Source organism: Actinorugispora endophytica (assembly GCF_004363075.1).
GTDB lineage: Bacteria > Actinomycetota > Actinomycetes > Streptosporangiales > Streptosporangiaceae > Actinorugispora > Actinorugispora endophytica.
Genome location: NZ_SNYN01000029.1, coordinates 12,766 through 33,519 on the forward strand (window position 1 = coordinate 12,766; position 20,754 = coordinate 33,519).

16 protein-coding genes are annotated in these 20,754 nt (G+C 73.6%); 2 read left to right on the plus strand and 14 right to left on the minus strand.

Going from position 1 to position 20,754, the window contains the following annotated elements; translation table 11 throughout:
- Nucleotides 1–29: 29 nt before the first annotated feature.
- From EV190_RS21295 to EV190_RS21320, 6 genes are all read right to left on the minus strand, one after another.
- On the minus strand, nucleotides 30–2,876 hold the full coding sequence (locus EV190_RS21295) for a DEAD/DEAH box helicase (RefSeq protein ID WP_133743380.1): 2,847 nt from the start codon (nucleotides 2,874–2,876) through the stop codon (nucleotides 30–32).
- 107 nt (nucleotides 2,877–2,983) lie between these two features.
- Nucleotides 2,984–3,358, minus strand: a complete 375-nt coding sequence (locus EV190_RS21300) for a DUF397 domain-containing protein (RefSeq protein ID WP_133743381.1) — start codon at nucleotides 3,356–3,358, stop codon at nucleotides 2,984–2,986.
- Nucleotides 3,359–3,426: 68 nt separating this feature from the next.
- Nucleotides 3,427–4,239, minus strand: coding sequence for a twin-arginine translocase subunit TatC (tatC, locus tag EV190_RS21305; protein ID WP_133743416.1), 813 nt, complete (start codon nucleotides 4,237–4,239; stop codon nucleotides 3,427–3,429).
- A gap of 174 nt (nucleotides 4,240–4,413) precedes the next feature.
- Nucleotides 4,414–4,749 carry a Sec-independent protein translocase subunit TatA gene (gene tatA, locus EV190_RS21310; RefSeq protein WP_133743382.1) on the minus strand — a complete coding sequence of 112 codons (336 nt, stop codon included), beginning with the start codon at nucleotides 4,747–4,749 and terminating at the stop codon, nucleotides 4,414–4,416.
- A gap of 6 nt (nucleotides 4,750–4,755) precedes the next feature.
- On the minus strand, nucleotides 4,756–5,001 hold the full coding sequence (locus tag EV190_RS21315; protein WP_133743383.1) for a hypothetical protein: 246 nt from the start codon (nucleotides 4,999–5,001) through the stop codon (nucleotides 4,756–4,758).
- A gap of 95 nt (nucleotides 5,002–5,096) precedes the next feature.
- A complete protein-coding gene (locus EV190_RS21320; protein WP_133743384.1) occupies nucleotides 5,097–7,097 on the minus strand; it encodes a helix-turn-helix transcriptional regulator in 2,001 nt (666 codons plus the stop codon).
- Nucleotides 7,098–7,238: 141 nt separating this feature from the next.
- Here EV190_RS21320 and EV190_RS21325 point away from each other — a divergent pair, with 141 nt between their 5' ends.
- Nucleotides 7,239–8,312 carry a DUF3866 family protein gene (locus EV190_RS21325; protein ID WP_166655525.1) on the plus strand — a complete coding sequence of 358 codons (1,074 nt, stop codon included), beginning with the start codon at nucleotides 7,239–7,241 and terminating at the stop codon, nucleotides 8,310–8,312.
- Between the two features lie 174 nt (nucleotides 8,313–8,486).
- Here the strand turns inward: EV190_RS21325 and EV190_RS21330 are convergent, their stop codons facing one another.
- The 4 genes from EV190_RS21330 to EV190_RS21345 all read right to left on the minus strand — a co-directional run bounded on the left by EV190_RS21330 (nucleotide 8,487) and on the right by EV190_RS21345 (nucleotide 13,397).
- Nucleotides 8,487–9,569 (minus strand): FKBP-type peptidyl-prolyl cis-trans isomerase, encoded by a 1,083-nt coding sequence (locus EV190_RS21330; RefSeq protein ID WP_208113279.1) that lies wholly within the window; start codon nucleotides 9,567–9,569, stop codon nucleotides 8,487–8,489.
- 123 nt (nucleotides 9,570–9,692) lie between these two features.
- On the minus strand, nucleotides 9,693–10,778 hold the full coding sequence (locus tag EV190_RS21335) for a Zn-dependent alcohol dehydrogenase (protein WP_133743385.1): 1,086 nt from the start codon (nucleotides 10,776–10,778) through the stop codon (nucleotides 9,693–9,695).
- 26 nt (nucleotides 10,779–10,804) lie between these two features.
- Nucleotides 10,805–12,223: an aldehyde dehydrogenase family protein gene (locus EV190_RS21340; RefSeq protein ID WP_133743386.1), complete on the minus strand. Its 1,419-nt coding sequence runs from the start codon at nucleotides 12,221–12,223 to the stop codon at nucleotides 10,805–10,807.
- 22 nt (nucleotides 12,224–12,245) lie between these two features.
- Nucleotides 12,246–13,397 (minus strand): acyl-CoA dehydrogenase family protein, encoded by a 1,152-nt coding sequence (locus tag EV190_RS21345; RefSeq protein ID WP_133743387.1) that lies wholly within the window; start codon nucleotides 13,395–13,397, stop codon nucleotides 12,246–12,248.
- Nucleotides 13,398–13,588: 191 nt separating this feature from the next.
- Here EV190_RS21345 and EV190_RS21350 point away from each other — a divergent pair, with 191 nt between their 5' ends.
- The gene (locus EV190_RS21350; RefSeq protein ID WP_133743388.1) at nucleotides 13,589–14,227 is read left to right on the plus strand and encodes a TetR/AcrR family transcriptional regulator; all 639 of its coding nucleotides are present in this window, start codon (nucleotides 13,589–13,591) and stop codon (nucleotides 14,225–14,227) included.
- Here EV190_RS21350 and EV190_RS21355 read toward each other — a convergent pair.
- The 4 genes from EV190_RS21355 to EV190_RS21370 all read right to left on the minus strand — a co-directional run bounded on the left by EV190_RS21355 (nucleotide 14,214) and on the right by EV190_RS21370 (nucleotide 20,750).
- Nucleotides 14,214–16,958: an AAA family ATPase gene (locus EV190_RS21355; protein WP_133743389.1), complete on the minus strand. Its 2,745-nt coding sequence runs from the start codon at nucleotides 16,956–16,958 to the stop codon at nucleotides 14,214–14,216. The genes EV190_RS21350 and EV190_RS21355 overlap by 14 nt on opposite strands.
- 484 nt (nucleotides 16,959–17,442) lie before the next feature.
- Nucleotides 17,443–18,762, minus strand: coding sequence for an ABC transporter substrate-binding protein (locus EV190_RS21360; RefSeq protein ID WP_133743390.1), 1,320 nt, complete (start codon nucleotides 18,760–18,762; stop codon nucleotides 17,443–17,445).
- A 57-nt stretch (nucleotides 18,763–18,819) separates the two neighbouring features.
- The gene (locus tag EV190_RS21365; protein WP_133743391.1) at nucleotides 18,820–19,896 is read right to left on the minus strand and encodes a branched-chain amino acid ABC transporter permease; all 1,077 of its coding nucleotides are present in this window, start codon (nucleotides 19,894–19,896) and stop codon (nucleotides 18,820–18,822) included.
- 2 nt (nucleotides 19,897–19,898) lie between these two features.
- A complete protein-coding gene (locus EV190_RS21370) occupies nucleotides 19,899–20,750 on the minus strand; it encodes a branched-chain amino acid ABC transporter permease (protein WP_133743392.1) in 852 nt (283 codons plus the stop codon).
- Between the last annotated feature and the right edge of the window lie 4 nt (nucleotides 20,751–20,754).

Here is a 20,754-nt window from a genome sequence, read left to right on the forward strand (position 1 = left end):
ACCATCCCGAGCGGGGGCGGAACCGGCCCTCAGCTCACCGACGAGTACGCGACCACGCCGCGCAGCAGCGCGTCCGCGGCCGAGCGGGCGCTGGAGCGCACCCCGCCGTCCGGGGGCGCCGCCTGGGCGATCTGGCCGAGCATGTCGATGAGCTGCTTGGTGGCGCGCACGAAGTCGCCCGCGGGCATCCCCGCCTCGTGCAGGATGTGGTCGAGCTGGTCCCCGCGCGCCCACCTGTGGGTGATCCACACGAAGCCCAGGTCCGGTTCGCGCAGGAACGACACCCGGTGCCGGTGCTCGGTCTCGTGCAGCTCGCCCCACAGCCGCGCCATCTCGTTCAGCGTCTCCTCGACCGCGCCCGGCGGGACCCGGGGGAAGGCGTCGTCCGAGCGGCGCGACTCGTACACCAGCGCGGACACGCACGCGGCCAGCTCCACTGGGGTCAGCTGATCCCACAGCCCCCTGCGCAGCGCCTCGGCCGCCAGCAGGTCCAGTTCCGAGTAGATCTTGCCGAGCAGGCGCCCCTCCTCGGTGACGGTGTCGCCGTCGAGGTAGTCCAGCTCGTCCAGGACCCCGCACACCCGGTCGAAGGTGCGGGCGATGACGTGCGCGCGGCCCTGGATGCGCCGCTCCAGCTCGTCGGTCTCCTTCTTGAGCCGGAAGTGGCGCTCGGCCCAGCGCGCGCGGTCCTCCCGGCCCTCGCTGCCGTGGCAGGGGTGCTCGCGCAGCCGCGCGCGCAGGTCGGCGATCTCGGGGTCCTCCCCCGTTCCCCCGCGGGTGTGCTGCCGGACCGGGGCGGGCGGCAGCACGTCGAGCTTGGCGCGCAGCGCCGAGGCGAGGTCGCGGCGCGACTGCGCCGACCTCGCCGAGAAGGCCTTGGGCACGCGCATGCGCCCCGACGGCTCCACCGGCACCGGGAAGTCGGTGGCGTTGACCCGTTTGACCTGGCGGCTCACCGTGAGCACCAGCGGCGCGGGCGCGGGCCCCTTGTCCAGGCCGGGGTCCAGCACGACGGCGTACCCCGAGTGCCGCCCCGCCGGGATCCGGATGATGTCGCCGGGTCTGAGCGCGTGCAGGCTGCGCACGGCCTCCTTGCGGCGCGCCGCCCCCTTGTTGCGCTGGGCCTCCGACTCCAGATCGCTCAGGCGCCGGCGCATCGCGGCGTACTCCATGAAGTCCCCGCGCGGGTCCTCCGCCGCCTTGGCGTAGCCCTCCAGGGCCTCCTCGTGCTTGCGCAGCTTGCGCACCAGGCCCACCACGGCGCGGTCGGCCTGGAACTGGGCGAAGGAGGACTCCAGCATGGCCCGGCCGCGGTCCCGGCCCACCTGGGCGACCAGGTTGACGGCCATGTTGTAGGAGGGCCGGAAGCTGGAGTTGAGCGGGTAGGTGCGGGTCCCGGCCAGGCCCGCGACCGCCTCGGGGTCGGTGCCGGGCTGCCACACCACGACCGCGTGCCCCTCGACGTCGATGCCGCGCCGCCCCGCGCGCCCGGTCAGCTGGGTGTACTCGCCCGGGGTGAGGGGCGCGTGGGTCTCGCCGTTCCACTTGTCGAGCTTCTCGATCACGACGGTGCGCGCGGGCATGTTGATGCCCAGCGCCAGGGTCTCGGTGGCGAACACCGCGCGGATCAGGCCGCGCGAGAACAGCGTCTCCACGACCTCCTTGAAGGTGGGCAGCAGCCCCGCGTGGTGGGCCGCGACACCCCGCTCCAGCGCGCGGATCCACTCCGCGTAGCCGAGCACCGCCAGGTCGGCCCTCGGGATGTCGGCGCACTGGCGCTCGGCGTACTCGCGGATCTGCCCGGCCTCGGCCGGGGTGGTCAGGGTCAGGCCCGACGAGACGCACTGGCGCACCGCGTCGTCGCAGCCCGCCCGGCTGAAGATGAAGGTGATGGCGGGCAGCAGCCCCTCGCGGTCGAGTTCCTCGACGATCTGCACCCGGCTGGGCGGCGCGAACTTGCTGCGCGGCCGGGGCGCGCCGCCGCGCGCGCGGGACTGGGGCGCCCCGCGCCGGTACGCCATCTGGGTGACGCGGGCGTCCTCCTCGGCCAGTCGGACGAGCCGGGGGTTGACGTACAGGCGCTCGCCGTTGACCTCGATCTCGGTCGCGCGCTGGGGCGCGCCCGAACGCTCGCGGCGGCGCTTGCGGGCGCCGCGGCCGCCGCGCTCGCCGTCGGGCCCGCCGTCGTCCTCCACCCCCTCCACGAACAGGTCGTGGACGCGGACCCCGGCCATCACGTGCTGCCACAACGGGACGGGGCGGTTCTCGTCGACGATCACCGAGGTGTCGCCGCGCACCTGCTGGAGCCACTGCCCGAACTCCTCGGCGTTGCTCACCGTCGCGCTCAGGGCCACCATCCGCACCGACTCCGGCAGGTGGATGATGACCTCCTCCCACACCGCGCCGCGGAAGCGGTCGGCGAGGTAGTGCACCTCGTCCATGACCACGTAGGCCAGGCCCGACAGGGTGCTCGATCCCGCGTACAGCATGTTGCGCAGCACCTCGGTGGTCATCACCACCACCGGGGCCTCGCCGTTGATGCTGTTGTCGCCGGTGAGCAGGCCGACGTTCCGGGCGCCGTAGCGGCGCACCAGGTCGTTGTACTTCTGGTTGGAGAGCGCCTTGATGGGGGTGGTGTAGAAGCACTTGTACCCGTCGCGCAGCGCGAGGTGGACGGCGAACTCCCCCACCACGGTCTTGCCCGACCCGGTGGGCGCGGCCACCAACACTCCGTGTCCGGTCTCCAGCGCCTTGCAGGCCCGGACCTGGAAGTCGTCGAACTCGAATCCGTACAGGGCCCGGAAGTCCTCGATGGCGGTGCTGGACTCCTGCTGGCGCCTGCGGAACTCGGCATAGCGGGCGGCGTGGGTGCTCATATCCGTCAAGACTAGGCGGTTCCGCCCGGTGCCGCCCACCCGGTTTCGGCGGCGCCCCGGCGAACGTGTCCGTGGACACCGCACCGGGCGCGCCGACCCCCCGTCCCCTACCCGGCCGCGGCACTCCCGCCGTTGAGCGGCGAGGGCACGGCCTTCACCGGAACCTCGCCGCGCTGGATGGCGATCTCCTCGGGAGTCAGGTACTCCTCCGGGATGTCGAACTCGCCGTCCTTGGCGCCCAGCACGAACGCCTCCCACTCCGCGGGGGTGAAGAACAGGATCCCCTTGTCGGGGTTCTTGCCGTCGCGCACCGCGCGAAACCCGTCGTCGAACTTGGCCACCTCGACGATGGCGTCGGAATCCTCACTCGACAGCGAGGAGCGCATCCACACCGCGTGGGTCGTGTCATGCCACTTCTCGTTGCCCCGCGCCTCGGGGGGCAGTTCGCGTCCGGTCCTGTCGTCGGGTGTCTGCTCGCTCACGATCTTCCCTCCTGCCGCGCCGTCGCTGACCTGGGTCCGGGGCGCGCCTCCGGTGCCCCGCTGCGACCTTAGCGGTTCGGAGCCGCCCCGGTCTCAATGTCCGCGTCGTCCAACGAGGAGGTCTCGTCGTCCGAGAGCTCGGCCATCGGGTCCTGGGGCTTGCGCCGGTCGTTGACAAAGGCGATCAGCTCGGCGATCTCGAACAGCACGACCACCGGGACGCCCAGGGCCAGCATGGTGAACGGGTCGCCGCCGGGGGTGGCGACCGAGGCGAACACGAACGCCAGGAAGATGATCATCCGCCGCCACTTGGCGATGGCGCGGTGCGGCAGCACGCCCAGGAAGTTCAGCAGCACCACGATGAGGGGCAGCACGAACGCCGCGCCGAACACCACCAGCATCATGATGATGTAGCCGAGGTAGTTGTCGATGGTGATCAGCGGCACCGCCCCCTCGGGGGAGAAGCCGAACATGATCTCCATGCCCTTCTGCGTGATGAAGTAGGCCAGCGCCGAACCGGACAGGAACAGCGGGACCGCGAACGCCACGAACAGGTAGGTGTAGCGCTTCTCCTTGCCGCGCAGCGCCGGGGCGACGAACGCCCACAGCTGGTACAGCCAGAACGGGCAGGAGAGCAGGATGCCGACGATGACGGCGACCTTGAAGCGCAGGAAGAACGCGTCGAAGATGCCGGTGAAGACCAGGCTGCACGTGTCGTCGTCGGCGCCGCGCGCCTCGGGCGGCAGCGCGCAGTAGGGCCGCTGCAGGAAGTCCCAGACCGGGTCGAAGACGACGAAGCCCGCGACGACGCCGACAGCGATGAATATCAGCGCCTTGACGACCCTGTTGCGCAGCTCGCGCAGATGCTCCATCAGCGGCATGCGCCCCTCGGGGTCCGCCTTCGGCCGCTGTCGCCTCGCCCGCATTGGTGTGCTTACTCTCCGACTCGGTGGTCACTGCCGATGGTCCCGCGCCCCTCCCGGCCCGGAACGGTCCGCTCCGCGTTGGCGGGGTCAGGACCGGGACACGGCCTGGAAGGGCTTCCGGGCCGCGTTCTAGGAACCGTAGGGACGCTGCTGCGCGGACTCGGCGGAGGCGTCCACGATCCGCTGGCCGGGGGGCAGCTGCGGGTAGCCGGCGGCGCCGGACTGGGGCGCGGTCCCGTACGACTGGGGCTGGTTCTGCTGCTCGGGCTGGGCGCCGGGCTGGTTCGCCCGGTCCTGGTTCTGCTGCTGCGCGTCGTCGTCGTCGTTGTTCAGGCCCTTGGCCTCGGCCCTGAGGATGCGCGCGCTGCGCCCCATGGAGCGCGCCAGCTCCGGGAGCTTCTTCGCCCCGAACAACAGGAGCGCGATCACCAGCAGGATGAGAATCTCGCGGGGTCCGATACCCATGTCTTTTCAGCCTCTCTGTGCGGCGCCGCCTGCGCCAATGATGGTACGCCCGGGTCGGGCGGCTTCCGCTCCAGGTGTGTTCCGGGCCCGCTCCGTCGCCGCGCGCAGCGCGTCGACCCGCGGCTCGAGCTCGGCGCGGGCCAGCTCGAGTTCGGCCCCGAACCCGCGCAGCCGCGCCCCCGTCCGCACCGCGAACAGGACCACGACGAGCAGGCCGGCGGCGGCCGCCAGGAGGAAAACAGTCCAAAGCACGCTTCGAGCCTACTCAATCCCCGGCCGAACACCACTGCGGCATGGTGAATCTCTGGTCTCGGAACGTACCGCGAGGACACTCCGGGGCTCCGGGCTCACTCTCGGTCCCGGTATCCGTCCACGGCGCGTCCGGCCTGCTCACGCGCCCGGTCGGCCAGTTCGGCCGGGGCCACCAGGCGCCCGGTCGGGCCCAGCCGCAGGGCCAGGCGGACCGCCCAGGCGGGCTCGGGGGTGCGCAGCGTGGCGCGCAGGTGCCCGCCGGGGAGCTCCCGGACCCCGGCGCACACGTAGTCCTCGGCGACCCAGCGCGCGGCGGGGGTCAGTTCGAAGCTGACGTAGGCGTCGTCGCCGGAGAACTGGAGCACGCCGTCGCTCAGGTCCCGCCCGCGCGCGCCGGTGGGCACCTGGGCGGCCACCGGAAGCACGGTCAGGTCCAGGACCCGGTCCAGGCGGAACAGCCGCACGCCCGAGCGCAGACGGCACCAGCCCTCCAGGAAGGCCTGCCCGTCCTGGATCACCAGCCGCATCGGGTCGACGTCGCGCTCGGTCACCCGGTCCTCGTAGCCCGACAGGTAGCGCAGGTGCAGGCGCTGCCCGGCCTCCAGTGCCTCCCCCGCGCGCCGCTGCATCTCCCTGACCTCGTCGTCCAGCTCGACGCGCACCTCCACGGCGTCGGCGAGTCCGACGGCCGCGCCCGCGACCGCGCGCAGCTTCTCCCCCACCCGCTTGAGCGCGTCGCTGTCCACGCCGGGGATCCCGCTCAGCAACTCGATGCCGACCACCAGGCTGGCGGCCTCGTCCGCGGTCAGGCGCAGCGGCGCGGCCAGGGTGTCGGCGTTGCCGATGATGATCTCGCCGGTCTCGGCGGCGGCCTCCACGTCCACGTCGATCAGGTCGCCGGGGGTGTAGCCGGGCAGGCCGCACATCCACAGCAGGCTCAGGTCCTTGAGCACCTGCTTCTCGGGCAGTCCGAAGTGCGCGGCAACCTCCGACACCCGCACGTCGTGGCTCAGCGCGTAGGGCACCAGCATCAGCAGGCGGCGAAGCTGCTCGGACGAGGCCCCGGCTCGCCGGGGCGCGCCGCCGCGCCCGGTGTCCGAGGACTCCTCCGCCGTGTCGGCCGCCTCGGCGCCGGACTCGGCGACGGCGCGCAGGTGCCCGATGACGGCGGCGCGCAGCCCCGGCGGGTCCTGCACCAGGACGTGCTCGCCGTACTCGGCGATCCGCGCGGCCATGTCGGCCTCGTCGGAGTAGGGGTACTCCAGCAGGTCCCAGCCGGGCCGGTCCCCCGGGCGGTCCCCGGGCACGATCCGGCGGGCGGCGCGGCGCAGCACGTGCGCGGAGTCGGCGCGCACCCGCAGCGTCGCCACGTGGTCGGGTTCGACGGGCCGGGCGCGCACCACCGAGCGCACGTCGACGCCGTCGGGCACCCGCACCGCCGGACCCGTGGTGTGCACCCGCACGTCGCCGACGATGCGGCCGAGCCGGAACACGCGACGGTCGGCGCGGTCCCGGTCGTACCCCGCCACGTACCAGCGCCCCTGGACGTTGACCACGCCCCACGGCTCCACCTCGCGCCACGACGGCTCGGCCCCGGGCTTGCGGTACTCGAAGCCGACCGGACGGCGGTCGCGCACCGCCTGCCAGATCGGCAGGAACGCGGGCTCGTCGGTGCCCAGCACCGGGGTGATGGAGGGCAGCGCCTCGGAGTCCACGGGCACCCCGGCCGCGCGCAGCTTCAGCAGGGCGTTGGACGCGGCCTCGCCCAGGACGGCGTGCCGCCACGCGCGCGCGGCCAGCCCCAGCACGGCGGCCTCGTCGGGGCGCAGCTCGATGGGCTCCAGTTCGTAGTCGGCGCGCGAGATGCGGTACCCGTCCTCGTCGCTGAAGGCGTCGTGCCCGCCCATCTCGATGGGGATGCCCGCGGCGCGCAGCTCCTTCTTGTCCCGCTCGAACATGCGCTTGAAGGCGGAGTCGCTCTCGGCGTCGCCGTAGCCGTGCACGGTCGCGCGGATCTCCTGCGCGCTGAGGAAGCGCCTGGTGGCCAGCAGGCAGATCACCAGGTTGAGCTGCCGTTCGGTCTTGTCCTGCGACATCGTCGTGCCTCTCCCAGACGCCCCGTGCCCGCGGGTTCGGTGTGCTCCGGGAAGGCGCCGCAGTGGGCGGGGCGAGGCCGCGGCCTGGTCGGCAGACCCGTTTCCCGGACATCTGCTCACCCAAACGGTACCGTGACCCGCGTGATCAGATGGCGTGAAGGACGGGTGCGCGAAGTCCGCCGGACGTGGCCCGGCGTGGTGGAGGCCGACGTGCTGCTGGCCGACGGCGAGGGGGCCTGCCGGGCGCTGGCCTACCCCCGCCTGGTGGGCGATCCGCGCCCGGGCGACCGGGTGCTGCTGAACACCACGGCGCTGGCCATGGGGCTGGGCACCGGCGGGTACGCGCTGGTCGTGGCGCTGCCCGATCGCCTGCCCCCCGACCCCGAGGGGCCGGGGCACCTGGTCAAGGCCCGGTACACGCCCCTGCAGGCCACCGTGCTGGGCGCGGACGAGCAGGGGTCCCCGCACCACGCGGCGCTGCGCGACGCCGACGGGGTGGACCGCATGCCGGTGGTGACCGCGGACCTGCACTCGGCGGTCCCGGCGGTCCTGGCGGGGGTGCTCCAGGCGCGGCCCGGCGCGCGGGTGGTGTACGTGATGCTGGACGGCGGGGCGCTGCCGCTCTGGTTCTCCGCGACGGTGGCGCGGCTGCGCGCGGCGGGCGCGCTGGCGGGCTCGGTCACGGTCGGCCAGTCCTTCGGCGGCGACCTGGAGGCCGTGACCGTGCACACCGGGCTGCTGGCGGCCAGGCACGTGCTGGGCGCGGACGTCGCGGTCGTGGCGCAGGGGCCGGGGAACCTGGGGACCGGGACCCCGTGGGGGTTCTCGGGGGTGGCGGCCGGTGAGGCGGTGAACGCCGCCGCGGTCCTGGACGGGCGTCCGGTGGCCGCGCTGCGGGTCAGCGAAGCCGACGCGCGCGAGCGGCACCGGGGGGTGTCGCACCACAGCCTCACCGCGTACGGGCGGGTGGCGCTGGCCCGCGCCGACGTGGTGCTGCCGGTGCTGCCGGGCGGGTTCGGCGACCGGCTGCGCGCCCAGGCGGCGGTGCTGGCCGAACGGCACACGCTGGTCGAGGTGGAGGTCGACGGGCTGGAGGAGGCGCTGCGCGCCCTCCCGGTTCGGCTGTCCACGATGGGGCGCGGCCTCGCCGAGGACGCCGCCTCCTTCCTGGCCGCCGCCGCGGCGGGCCGCCACGCCGCCGGCCTGTCGGCCTGAGGAGGCGCTCCCGCACCGGAGCCGCGCGGTGGCCTCCCCGCTGATCTTGACCTTTCCGGGGTCTCAGAAGCGGTTGAGACCCCGGAAAGGTCAAGATCAGCGGGGAGTGCAGGAAAAACGGTCCCCGGGGCGTCTCTCGACGGGCCCGGGGACCGCGCTGCGTCGGCCTGGGGACTACTCCTCGGTGGCCTCGGCGTCCCCGCCCTCGGGAGCGGCCTCCTCCTCGGGAGCCTCCTCCTCGGGAGCCTCCTCCGCGGGGGCGCTGTCGAAGGCGCCCAGCAGGTCCACGACGAAGACCAGGGTCCCGGCCGGGGCCCCGCTGTCCGCGGCGTCCTCGCCGTAGGCCATGTCCTCGGGGATGACCAACATGACCCGGCTGCCGACCTTCTGGCCGACCAGGCCCTCGTCCCAGCCCTCGATGACCCCGCCGACACCCACCTGGAAGCTGAACGGCGTGCCGTCCTTGCCCGCGTTCCAGGTGGAGTCGAAGACCTCGCCGTCGTCCCAGCGCACGCCCGTGTACTGGGTGACGACCTGCTGGCCCTCGGCGACCTCCGGGCCGTCGCCCTCGATCAGGGGGACGATCTCCAGGTCCTTCGGCGGGTCGGTGTCCTCGGGGATGGTGATCTCGGGGATCGCCCGTCCGGGGTCGGGGGCGGTGGGCAGGCCGTCGCCGCCGTCAGTGGACTGCTCGCCGGGGACCACGTCGCCCTTGCCGTAGCGGTCGACGACGTCCACGATGGTCAGCGACGCGCCCTCGGGCGCCTCCTGCCCCATCGACTCGGCCTGCTGGCGCTCCTCCTCCGTCATCGGCGGGAAGAGGAAGGCCAGCCGGGAGCCGACCGTCTCGTCGACGATCGCCTGGGACAACTCCTCGGTCATCTGGTCCATCTGGAGCAGCACCGGCGCGCCGGTCTCGTAGGTGGACCGGGTGAACTCGGTCTCGCCCCTGGCGGTCCACTGGTAGTCGACCGTGTGGACGAGCACCATGTCGTCGCCGCGGATGAGCGCGCCGTCCTCCTCGCCCTCCTTCACCGTGCCCGTCAGCTGCTCGTCGGGCGGGGCGATGTCGGGGAAGGCCACCTCGGGGTCCTCGCCGACGTCGCCCGTGATGGTCGGAAGCCGGCTGTCGTAGTCCTCGTCGGACTGCATGAACGCCGGAGTCTTCCAGTCCTCGGGAATGACCCCGCAACCGGATACCCCCAGCAGCAGGGCACAGAACGGCACCGCTAGGGCCGTGGCGGCACGTCGACGCATATGTCACTACCTCAAGAGTCTGGCCAGAATCTCCGACACACTATCGAAGAAGAAAGGATGCACTATCCGGGTAAGAGGGAGTCAAGAGCGCGCGGACGCCCGCCCGGAAGGCGTTCTCTCCGCTCAGAACAGGACCAGACTGCGCGCTCCCCGCCCCGAGCGCATGTCGGCGAACGCCTCCTCCACCTCGTGCAGTCCGATCGTCCTGGTCACCAGGGCCGACAGGTCGAGTTCGCCCTCTCGGTACAGGCGCAGCAGCTCGGGGACCTCGACCGCCGGATCGCTGCTGCCGTACAGGCTGCCCTGCAGGGCGCGGGCGAAGTGCGTGATCTCCAGGGCGTTGAAGGACAGCTCGTCGGTCGCGGCGCCGAAGCCCACGACGGTCGCCTTGCCGCCGCGCCGGGTTGCGGACCAGGCGGCGCGGATCGTCGCGGCCCGGCCCACGCACTCGATGGCGTGGTCGACGCCGCGACCGTCGGCGATCGCGCGGATCCGGCGGGACAGGTCGTCGCCGGGGGCCAGGAAGTGGGTGGCCCCCATCGAGCGGGCCAGCTCCTCCTTCTCCGCGGCCGGGTCGACGGCGATGATCGTCGAGGCGCCCGCGATGCGCGCGCCCTGCACGACGCTCAGGCCCACGCCGCCGAGCCCGATGACCGCCACCGACTCGCCGGGGCGCACCCCGGCGGCGTTGCGCACCGCGCCGACCCCGGTCAGGACCGCGCAGCCCAGCAGCGCGGCCTGGGCCGGGGGCACGTCGTCGGGCACCACCAGGCAGGAGGCCGCCGGGACGACGGTCTCCTGGGAGAACGCGGCCACGCCCAGGCCCGGGTGGACCGGGGTGCCGTCGGCCAGGGTCCCCCAGACGCGGCGCGAGGCCTCGGCGGCGTTGGCGCACAGGTAGGGCTCGCCGTTGACGCAGTGCCAGCAGGTGCGGCACGGCGGGTTCCAGTTCAGGAGGACCGCGTCGCCGACGGACAGGTCCGTCACGGCCCCGCCCACCTCGGCGACGTGTCCGGCGCCCTCGTGCCCCAGGACGACGGGAACGGCGTGCGCGAGGGTGCCGTCGGCCAGGGACAGGTCCGAGTGGCACACGCCGGTGGCGGCCATGCGCACGCGCACGTCGTCCGGTCCGAGGCCGGGGAGCGTGATCTCCTCGACGCTCAGCGGTCCGCCGGGGGCGCGCAGCACTGCTCCGAGTGTGGTGTGCATGGTCCTCCTCGTGTTGGGGATCGGGGTCACGGCAGCTGCACCGCCTTGACCTCGCAGAACTCCTCCAGACCGAAGCGGCCAAGTTCGCGCCCGGTACCCGAGCGCCGGTACCCGCCGAAGGGGGCCGCCGGATTGAACTGGCCGTTGTTGACGCTCACCTGGCCGGTGCGCAGGCGCCGGGCCACGGCGAGGGCGCGGTCGGTGTCGCCCGACCAGACCCCGCCGGACAGGCCGTAGTCGCTGTCGTTGGCGATGCGCACCGCGTCGTCCTCGTCGTCGTAGCCCAGCACGGTGAGCACCGGGCCGAAGATCTCCTCGCGGGCAACGGCCGATGAGGGGTCCACTCCGGCCAGCACGGTGGGCGCCACGAAGTGGCCCTGCTCGGGCACCCGCGCGTCGGGGCCTCCGGTGGCGAAGACCGCGCCCTCCCGGCGCGCCTGGGCGAGGTAGCCCAGCACGCGCACGCGCGCGGGCGCCGACGCCAGCGGGCCGACGCGGGTGCCCGGGTCGGCGGGATCGCCCATCGGCGCGCGCGCCGCCGCCTCCGCCGCCAGGGCGACGGCCTCGTCGTAACGGGCGCGCGGGACGAGCATCCGGGTCAGGGCCGTGCAGGTCTGACCGGAGTTGAGCATGCAGTTGGCCACGACCGCCTTGACGGACGCGGCGAGGTCGGCGTCGTCCAGGATGATCCCGGCGGACTTTCCGCCGAGTTCCAGTGCCACCTTCTTGACCGTGCCCGCGGCCAGTTCCGAGACGCGGGTCCCCGCGCGGGTTGAGCCGGTGAAGGAGACCATGTCCACCAGCGGGTGGCCCACCAGGGGCTCCCCCGCGTCCGGACCGGTGCCGGTGACGATGTTGAACACGCCGGGCGGGAAGCCCACCGAGTCGACGACCTCGGCGAGCAGGAAGGCCGACAGGGGGGCGACCTCGCTGGGTTTGAGCACGAACGCGCACCCGGCGGCGAGCGCGGGCGCGAGTTTGGCGACGGTCTGGTGCAGCGGGTAGTTCCAGGGGGTTATGGCCCCCACCACGCCGACGGGTTCGCGCACGACGAGGGAGTTGCCGATCCGCTCGGACCAGGCGAACTCCTCGACGATCGCGGCGGTCTCGCCCAGGACCATCAGCGGCAGGCCCACCTGGACGCGTTCGGCGAGTCTGCGGGGGGAGCCCATCTCGGCGGTGATGAGGGCGGCCATCTCCTCGGAGCGCACCGCGAGTTCGCGCTGGAGGGCCTTCAGGTGCGCGGCGCGGTCCGCGGGTGTGACGGCGGACCAGGCGGGGAACGCCTCGCGCGCGGCGCGCACGGCCCGGTCCACGTCGGCGGCGCCGCACGCGGGGACGCGCGCGACGGTCTCCTCCGTGTAGGGGTTCTCCACCGCGATGCGCTCGGTGCTCAGGGGGACGACCCACTGGCCGCCGATGTAGAGCCGGTCGGTGTTGACCATGGTGCCTCCGTCGGTCGGGGGTTCAGGAGAAGGCGCTGACCCCGGTGAGGGCCCGGCCGATGATGAGTTTCTGGATCTGGCTGGTGCCCTCGTACAGGGTGGTGACGCGGGCGTCGCGCAGGTACTTGCCGGGCGGGTACTCGTCGATGTATCCGTATCCGCCGAACACCTGCATGGCGTTGTTGGCGGCGCGCACGGCCGTCTCGGTGGCGAACAGCTTGGCCATGGACGCCTCGGTGGCGAACGGCAGGCCGCGGTCGACGAGGTCCGCGGCCCGCCACACCAGCAGCCGGGCGGCGTCGGTCTCCACGGCCATGTCGGCGAGCATGTCCTGCACCAGTTGGAATCCGGCGATGGGGCGGCCGAACTGGGTGCGCTGCCCGGCGTGGGCCAGCGCGCTCTCCAGCGCGCCCCGGGCGGCGCCGACCGATCCGGCCGCCACCGAGACGCGCCCCTTGTCCAGGGCCGACATCGCGATGGAGAAGCCCCCGCCCTCCTGCCCCAGGACCGCGTCGGCGCCCACCCGGACCTCGTCGAAGAACAGCTGGGCGGTGGGCTGGCCGCGCAGGCCGAGCTTGCCGCGGATCTCGGTGCGCTCCAGGCCGGGGGCGTCCGCGGGGACCAGGAACGCGGTGATGCCCTTGGGGCCGGGTCCGCCCGTGCGGGCGAAGAGCAGGACCACGTCCGCCCAGGTGCCGTTGGTGATGAACATCTTGGAGCCGCTGAGCAGGTAGTCGCCGCCGTCGGGGTCGGCCCGCAGCGCCAGCGACGCGGCGTCGGACCCGGTGTCGGGCTCGGTCAGGCCGAAGCAGCCCAGCAGCGCGCCCGAGCACAGGCCGGGCAGCCAGCGCTCGCGCTGGGCGGGTGTGCCGTGGGCGGCGACGGACTTGGCGACCAGGCCCAGCGAGACCGACACCAGGCCGCGCACGGAGGAGTCGCCCCGGCCGAGCTCCTCCATCACCAGGCTGTAGGCGAGGTGGTCGCCGCCCGACCCGCCGTCGGCCTCGTCGATGGTCAGCCCCATGAAGCCGAGTTCGCCCAGGCGCGGGACCAGTTCCCGGGGCACCCGCTCGACACGGTCCCATCCGGCCACGTTCGGCGTGATCTCGCGGTCCACGAACTCGGCCGCCAGCGCGCGCAGCGCCTCGTGCTCCTCGGTGAGCGTGAAGTCCATGCGGCCCCCAAAAAACTATCGCTGTTAGTTTTCTCGCGTGCAGACTAGGCCATCCGATACCGTTTGCAAACACCCGGGGCCCCGACCTCCCGCCCCGGATCCGCCGGACACCCGCCCGCCAGCGGAACTCCCCGCAGGAATCCGCGCCGCCGGGACCGGCGGACCGCAGTCGCAAGCACTTGAGGAGACCCGTGGCGCGTCCGCGCACCCCGATCCTGAGCCGCGCCGGCGTCACCCGGGCCGCGCTGGCGATCATCGACGCCGACGGGATCGACGGGCTCTCCACCCGCCGTCTGGCCGAGGAGCTGGGAGTGCGGGCCCCCTCTCTGTACAACCACTTCACCGGCAAGGACGACATCCTGGACGCGGTCGCCGACCTGGTGATCGAGGACGTGGACATCGCGGTGTTCGCCGCGCGGCCCTGGGACGAGGCGCTGCGCGTGTGGGCGCGCTCCTACCGCGCGGCGCTGGTCGCACACCCCAACATCGTGCCGTTCATGGCGCGCGGCCCCGGCCTGCGCCCCTCGGGGCTACGCCTGGCCGACGCCGTGTACGGCGCCCTCACCGAGGCCGGGTGGCCCCGATCCCAGGCCACCCGCATCGGCGCGATGATGCGCTACCTGGTCACCGGCTCGGCGCTGGGCTCGTTCGCGCGCGGCTTCACCGAGGACGCCGCCGTGTACGCGCGCGACTACCCGCACCTGGACCAGGCGCATCTGCTGGCAGGGCACAGCAGCGCGGTGGACGACGGCGCCTTCGAGCTCGGCCTGGAGTCGATGCTGGACAGCCTGGTCCGGCTCTACCCGCGGGTGCGCCTCACCGGCCGCTGATCCGCCGGGCCAGCTCCACCCGCGAGCGGATCTGCAGCTGGCGGAACACGTTGCGCAGGTGGTGCTCGACCGTGCGCGGGCTGATGTAGAGGCGCTGGGCGACCTCCCGGTTGGTCGCCCCCTCGGCCACCAGGCGGGCGATCTGCTCCTGCTGCGGGGTCAGCCCGGACGCGGGCGCCTCCTGGTCGAAGGTCTCGCCGGTGGCGCGCAGCTGCTCCCTGGCCTGGCGCAGCAGCAGCGGCGCGTCGAGCCGGGTGAACGCCTCCACCGCGTGGCGCAGGTGCGGGCGGGCCGCCGACGGCAGGCGGCCGCGGCGCAGCAGCGAACCGTAGGCCGTGCGGGTGCGCGCCTCCTCGATCCCTCCCGGGTCGCCGCCGCGGTGCAGCCGCAGCGCCTCCTCGAAGTGCTCGCGCGCGGTGTCGCCGTCGCTGAGCAGGGCGTGGCAGCGCGCCACCAGCGCGAGTTCGTTGGGGCCGCCCGTGGCCCGGGCCCACCGCTCGTAGTCGGCCAGCGCGGCGGCCGCGCGGTCGGCGGCGCCCACGTGCACGGCGGCCTCCACGTAGTGCGGCGCGCTCAGCACCCGGATGGTGCGGTGCCCCCGGCGGGGCTCGGTGCGCGCCAGCTCCTCCAGCCGGGTGGCCGCCTCGCGCATGCGGCCCCGGGTCAGGTCGAGGAAGGCCAGCGCCCATTCGGTCAGCGCGGAGGGCAGCCCCAGCGGGCGGTTGTCGGTGTGCTCGGTGACCGCGGCGGCGCGGACCGCGCAGCCGTCGGCGTCGCCCCGGATGGCCGCGACCATCGCCAGCGCGGCCAGGTGGTGCGCGGCGCAGTTGCGCTGCCCCGTCTCCGCCGAGAGCCGCAGGCCGAGCGAGGCGTGCTCGGCCGCGGTGGCCACCGACCCGGTCCAGAACTCCCCGTACACGGCGTAGGAGAGCGCCTGGGGAACCATCGAGACCGTGCCCCTGGCGCCGGCCCGCGCGATGGCCTGGGCGGTCTGGCGGCGCGCCCCGGCGATGTCGCCCAGCCGCTGGGACGCCACGATCGAGCGGATCAGCGCCTGGGGGTTGTCGTCGCGTTCGGACAGCTCCATGGAGCGGCGCAGCGGTTCGAGCGCGGACCGGTAGTCGCCCGCGAAGGCCAGCATCGAGCCCTCGACGTAGGACAGGCCGGAGTCGCGCAGCCGCTCGTCGGCGTCCAGGGCCAGCGCCCGGCGCGCGGCCTCGGCGTAGCGGTCCAGGTCCCCCGCGAGCGAGGCGGCGTCGGCGGCGCGCAGCAGCAGCGACCGGGCGTGCCCGGTGTCATGGGCGGCGACGTCCCGGGCCGCCGACATGAGCCGGTCGCAGCCCTCGACCGGATCGTCGGCGCCGATCGCGAGGTAGCCGTCGACCATGTCGGGCAGGCCCCGGGTGCGGGCCATCGGCACGTACGGCGCGGCCTGCTTGATCAGTGTGGCGCTGCGGCAGTACTGGCCCGCCGCCCACGCCTGGTAGGAGGCCTCGGCCAGGCGGCCCGCCCGGCGGTTGGGTCGGTCGGTGAGCTCGGCGGCGCGTTCGAGCAGCGCGGAGGCCTCCTGCGCGGTCAGGTCGGACGCGGACACCGCCGCGGTGAGCTCGCGCCCCAGCTCTTCGTCGGGCCCGGTCTCGGCCACCGCCCGGTGCCACAGCGCCCGGTGCCGGGGGCCGCGCTCGGCGAGCATCCCCGCCATGGCCAGATGCGCCTGCCTGAGCTGGGCGGTCGTGGCGCGTCTGCGCACGGTCTCGCCCAGCATCGGGTCGTCGAACTCCACCCGGCCGTCGCGCACCCGCAGCACGCCCGCCTGCTCGGCCCGGTCGAGCGCTGCGTCGGGGTCGAGCAGGTCGTCCCGCCCCGCGGCCAGGACCGGGACCGCCACCCCCGGCTCGACCGCCGCGAGCAGCAGCAGCCCGGTGACGTCGTCGGGGAGGAAGGCCACCGCCTCGGCGTAGGCGTCCATGACCTCCGCGGGGACGGGCAGCAGCTGCGGCAGCGGCTCGGCGCCGGTGCGCCGGGCGGGGGCCAGGGCCGCCGCGTAGCCGAGGGCGACCATCGGGTTGCCGTGCGCGCGCCGGACGAGTTCGGCACGCACGGCGGGGTCGATGTCCTCGTGTGCCTCCTCCAGGAGGGCCTGGAGCGTCTCCTCGGGCAGCGGGCCCAGCCGCATCCCGGGCAGGCCGGACAGCTCCTCGGGCGGGGTGCCGCGCGTGGCGAACAGCAGCGCGACACGCGCACCGCCGGTCCGGTGGGCGGCGAAGGCCAGCAGGGCCAGGGATTCGGGGTCGATCCACTGCGCGTCGTCGACCACGCACACCAGCGGGCGGGGGTCCGCCAGCGCGGCCAGGAAGGCCAGCACCGCCACCGGCAGCGCCAGCCGGTCGGCCGGATCGGACCGGCCGCGGCGCAACGCGTCGGCCAGGAGCCGCCGGTGCCCGGGGTCGAGCGCGTCGAGGCGGTGCTGGACGGGCAGGAGCAGCCCGTGCAGCCCGGACAGCGGGAGCCCGGCCTCGGGCCGGCGGCCGTTGACCCGTAGGACGAGGTGGCCCTTGGCCTCCTCCAGCGCCGCGTCGACCAGCGCGCTCTTGCCTGCGCCGGGGCGGCCCTCGACGACCAGCGCGCCGCCCCGGCCCTCGGCGCTTCGGGCCACGATCCGGACGAGGCGCTCGACTTCCGCGCCCCGGCCGCGCACACGGGAGGCCGGGGCTGTCAGTGTGTCTGCCACGCGGCCCAGGTTACCGAGACGTAGGTCACAGTCAATGGGGCGTGTTCACCCGCCGCTCCCGTCGGCGGCCTGCCGTCCGTTCCCCTTGACGGCCTCGACGCCGGCGCCCCACGAAACGGACGTCCCAGGCCGCCGACGTCGAGACCACCGGCACTCGGGGACCGCCCGCCGGCCGGGGAGGCCTTCCCGTCCCCGCCGGTGGACGTTCCCGGTCGGAGCACTGGGGAAGCTCCGGCGCGGGGGTGAATTCGGGCACCGGTGGTTTTGTTGACGGTCTTGGGCTTTCCGCCCGTTTCGGGGCCGGGAAGGGCGGAAAGCCCATGATCATTCCGGGTGAGAGCGGGACCGGCCCGCGAATCGTGGTCGCGGCCCCGACCGGCACCCGCCGTCGCCGCCCGCCGTGACCCCGCGATCCGCGTGGCGCGGAGTCGAAGGACCCCCCCGGACTACCGGTGCCCGAGTCACCCCCGCGCCGGGGCTGCCCCTAGTCGTGGAAGTCGTACTCCTCGGGTGTGGCGCGGTCGAAGGCACCCTCGGTGATGTCGCCGCCCTCGCGGTCGGTCACCATCGGCCCCTGGAGCTCCTCGAGTCCCTCTTCGTCGCCCTCGGCCACGTACTGGTTGATGAGCGCGCCCGCGTAGCCGCCGTGGTCGTCGGCCGAGGACGCGAACGGGACGACGCCGGGGCCGTTCCACTCCATGGACTCCAACGCGTCGACGAGCCCCTGGCGGGTCGGCTCGGGCCCCGCCGCCTTGAGCGCCCTGGCGAACATCGTGGCCTGGACCATGCCGTAGATGGTGGTGTTGGTGAGCTCGCCCTCGGCGCCGTACTCCTCGTGGACCTCCTGGTAGAACCGCGTCCAGGGGTCGTCCTCCATATTGGTCGCGGGCAGGTAGCCGCTGGTGATCATGCCGTTCAGCATCGCCTCGACCGGGAGCTCGTCGGACTCGCCGAACTCCCTGAGCAGGTTCTTGAGCGTGGGAACGTCCGAGCCGATGCTGCTGACCACCCACTGCGGGTGGTAGTCCTGGCCCGCCGCGTTCAGCACGCCCAGCGCGGTGAAGGAGGGGATGCAGGCGCACACGACCAGGTCCGCGCCGTCCTCCTTGAGCGCCGCGATCTGCGTGGCCACCGCCTCGGGTGCGGTCGCCTCGTAGCGCTGGTCCGAGACGACCATGTCGGCCAGGTACTGGTCCAGTCCGGCCTGGGAGTCGGTGCCCACGTCGTCGTTCTGGTAGAAGTAGCCGACCTTGGCGTCGGGGAAGTTCTCGGCGACGTACTGGCCCAGGATCTTGGCCTCCTTGGTGTAGTCGACCTGGTAGCCGTAGGTCAGCGGGTACTCCTCGGGGTTGTTCCACATCAGCGCGCCCGAGGAGACGAAGACGTCCGGAACGCCCTCCTCGTTGAGGTAGTCGACGACCTTGGAGTGGGTGGGCGTGCCGAGCCCGCCCAGCATCGCGAAGATCTCCTCGCCCATGACCAGTTCCTGGGTGACCTCGATGGTCTGGGTCGGGTCGTAGACGTCGTCCTGGACCCGGTAGTCGATCCGGCGGCCGTGCACGCCGCCTTGGGCGTTGATGTAGTCGAACATCGCCGTGGCGCCCTGGGAGATCGACAGGTACCCGGCGGAGGCCGGTCCGGTCAGCGGCTGGTGGGTGCCGATGACGACGGTGTCGTCGGTGACGCCGGTGGACACGTCCAGGTCTCCGACACCGCCGCCCTCCGTCTGCCCGGCTCCCGAGCAGGACGTGGCCAGCAGTGCCAGGGCGAGCGCCCCGGCCAGTGCCGCGGTCGGTTTTCTCATGGTTTCTCTCCCAAGGGGATGAGGGGGACGGGGATCGGAACAGCGGTGGGTCGGTGGTCACCGTCCGCGCAGGGACCGTCCCAGCCGGGACAGCGCGCCCTGGACTCCCAGCGGCCAGGCCATGACGATGACGATGAGGATCACGCCGAAGAAGACGACGGGCGCGTTGTTGGCCACGTTGCTGCCCAGGCCCATCGCGTGTGCCAGCTCCTCGCCGGCGAGTTCGAGGTAGACCAGGGCCAGCGCGCCCCACAGCGCCCCCCAGAGGCTGCCCAGGCCGCCCAGCACGAGCGCGGCGAGCAGGCTGAGCGACAGCGCGAGGGTGAAGGAGCTCGGCGTGGCGGTGCCCAGCAGGTACGCCTGGCAGGCCCCGGCCAGGCTGCCGCATCCGGCGCTGATGACGAACGCGACGACCTTGGTGCGTCCGACCGGGATCCCGGCCGTGGCGGCGGCCGCCTCGTCGTCGCGGATGGCCCGCATGCGCCGCCCCAGCCGCCCCCGGCTCGTCGTCGCCAGCACGACCAGCGCCAGCAGCACGACGAACCAGACGACCAGGGCCTTCCACTGGCTGTCGGAGACGAGTCCGGACAGCGCGGGCGGGGCGCCCCGCAGGGAGAAGAACAGGCCGTTGGAGCCGCCCAGGAGATCGGGGAAGCGCAGCGCGACCGCGGGCAGGCCCACGGCCAGGGCCAGCGTGGCCCCCGCCAGGTAGGGGCCGTGCAGCCGGGCGGTCGCGGCCCCCACGAGCATCCCGGCCAGGCAGCCCGCGGCCACGGCGGCCAGCATCACCACCGCGAGTGGCGCCATCGGCGTGTACAGCACCATCAGGGCCGTGGTGTAGGCGCCGATGAACATGAACGCGCCGTTGCCCAGGGAGATCTGGCCGCTGAACCCGACCAGGAGCTGCAGTCCGGCGACGGCGAGCAGGTAATAGCCGACGTTGGCGACGCGCAGGGCGGTCAGCCCGTCGGTGACCGAGGTCAGGACCGCGACCAGGGCCAGGGCGGCCAGCGCGGCGAGCAGGTGGCGCGGCAGGACCGGCAGGGAGTTCCAGAGCCCGGCGGGGCCGCGCCGCGCGGAGGCGCGGGCGGTCGCGGCCGCGGGCGCTTGCTTTCGTCGCAGGGAGGAGGCCATCACTACACCTTTCGGGCCACGGGGCGGGTGAATAGCCCGTCGGGCCGCACGCTGAGCACCACGACGAGGATCGCCAGGGCGGCGAGGGTGGTGAGTTCGGGACCGGCGTAGCCGGAGACGTAGGACAGCCCCACGCCCAGCAGCAGGCCGCCCGCGACCGCGCCGAACGGGCTCTCCAGGCCGCCCAGGACGGCCGCGGCGATGCCGTAGACGAAGACGGCGTCGAGCGCGTTGGGCGACAGGAACGGCGGGGCGGCGAGCATCCCGGCGAGCGCGCCGATCGCCGACGCGATCCCCCACCCCGCGGTGAGCATCAGGCCCACCCGCACACCGCTCAGCCGGGCCGACTCCGGGTGCAGCGCGGCGGCGCGCATCCGCAGCCCCAGGGGGGTGAACCGGTAGAGGGCGAAGAGCAGCAGCGTGACCACCGCCACCGCGCCCAGGCCGAACGCGCCGGCCGGGGAGAACCGTCCCCGGAAGTCCATCGGGTAGGGGAAGGAGTAGTCCCCGTTCCCCCAGACCATCCCGGCCGCGCCCTGCAGGGCCAGGAGCAGTCCGAGCGTCACGATGATCGCGCTCAGCGGGGACCTGCCGTGCACGGGGCGGATCAGCAGCCGCTCGGCGAGCACGCCCATCAGCGTCCCGCTCGCCAGGGCGACGGCGAAGCCCGTCCAGTAGCTGCCCGTCGCCAGGTAGACGGCGTAGGCGAGGTAGACCGCGATCAGGGCGAGCGCGGGCTGGGCGAAGTTCACCACCCGGGTCGCCTGGTAGATGATGACGAGGGAGAGCCCCAGAGCCGCGTAGATCGCCCCGTTGGCGATCCCGTTGAGTGTCAGGTCGATGAAGTGGTTCACGTGG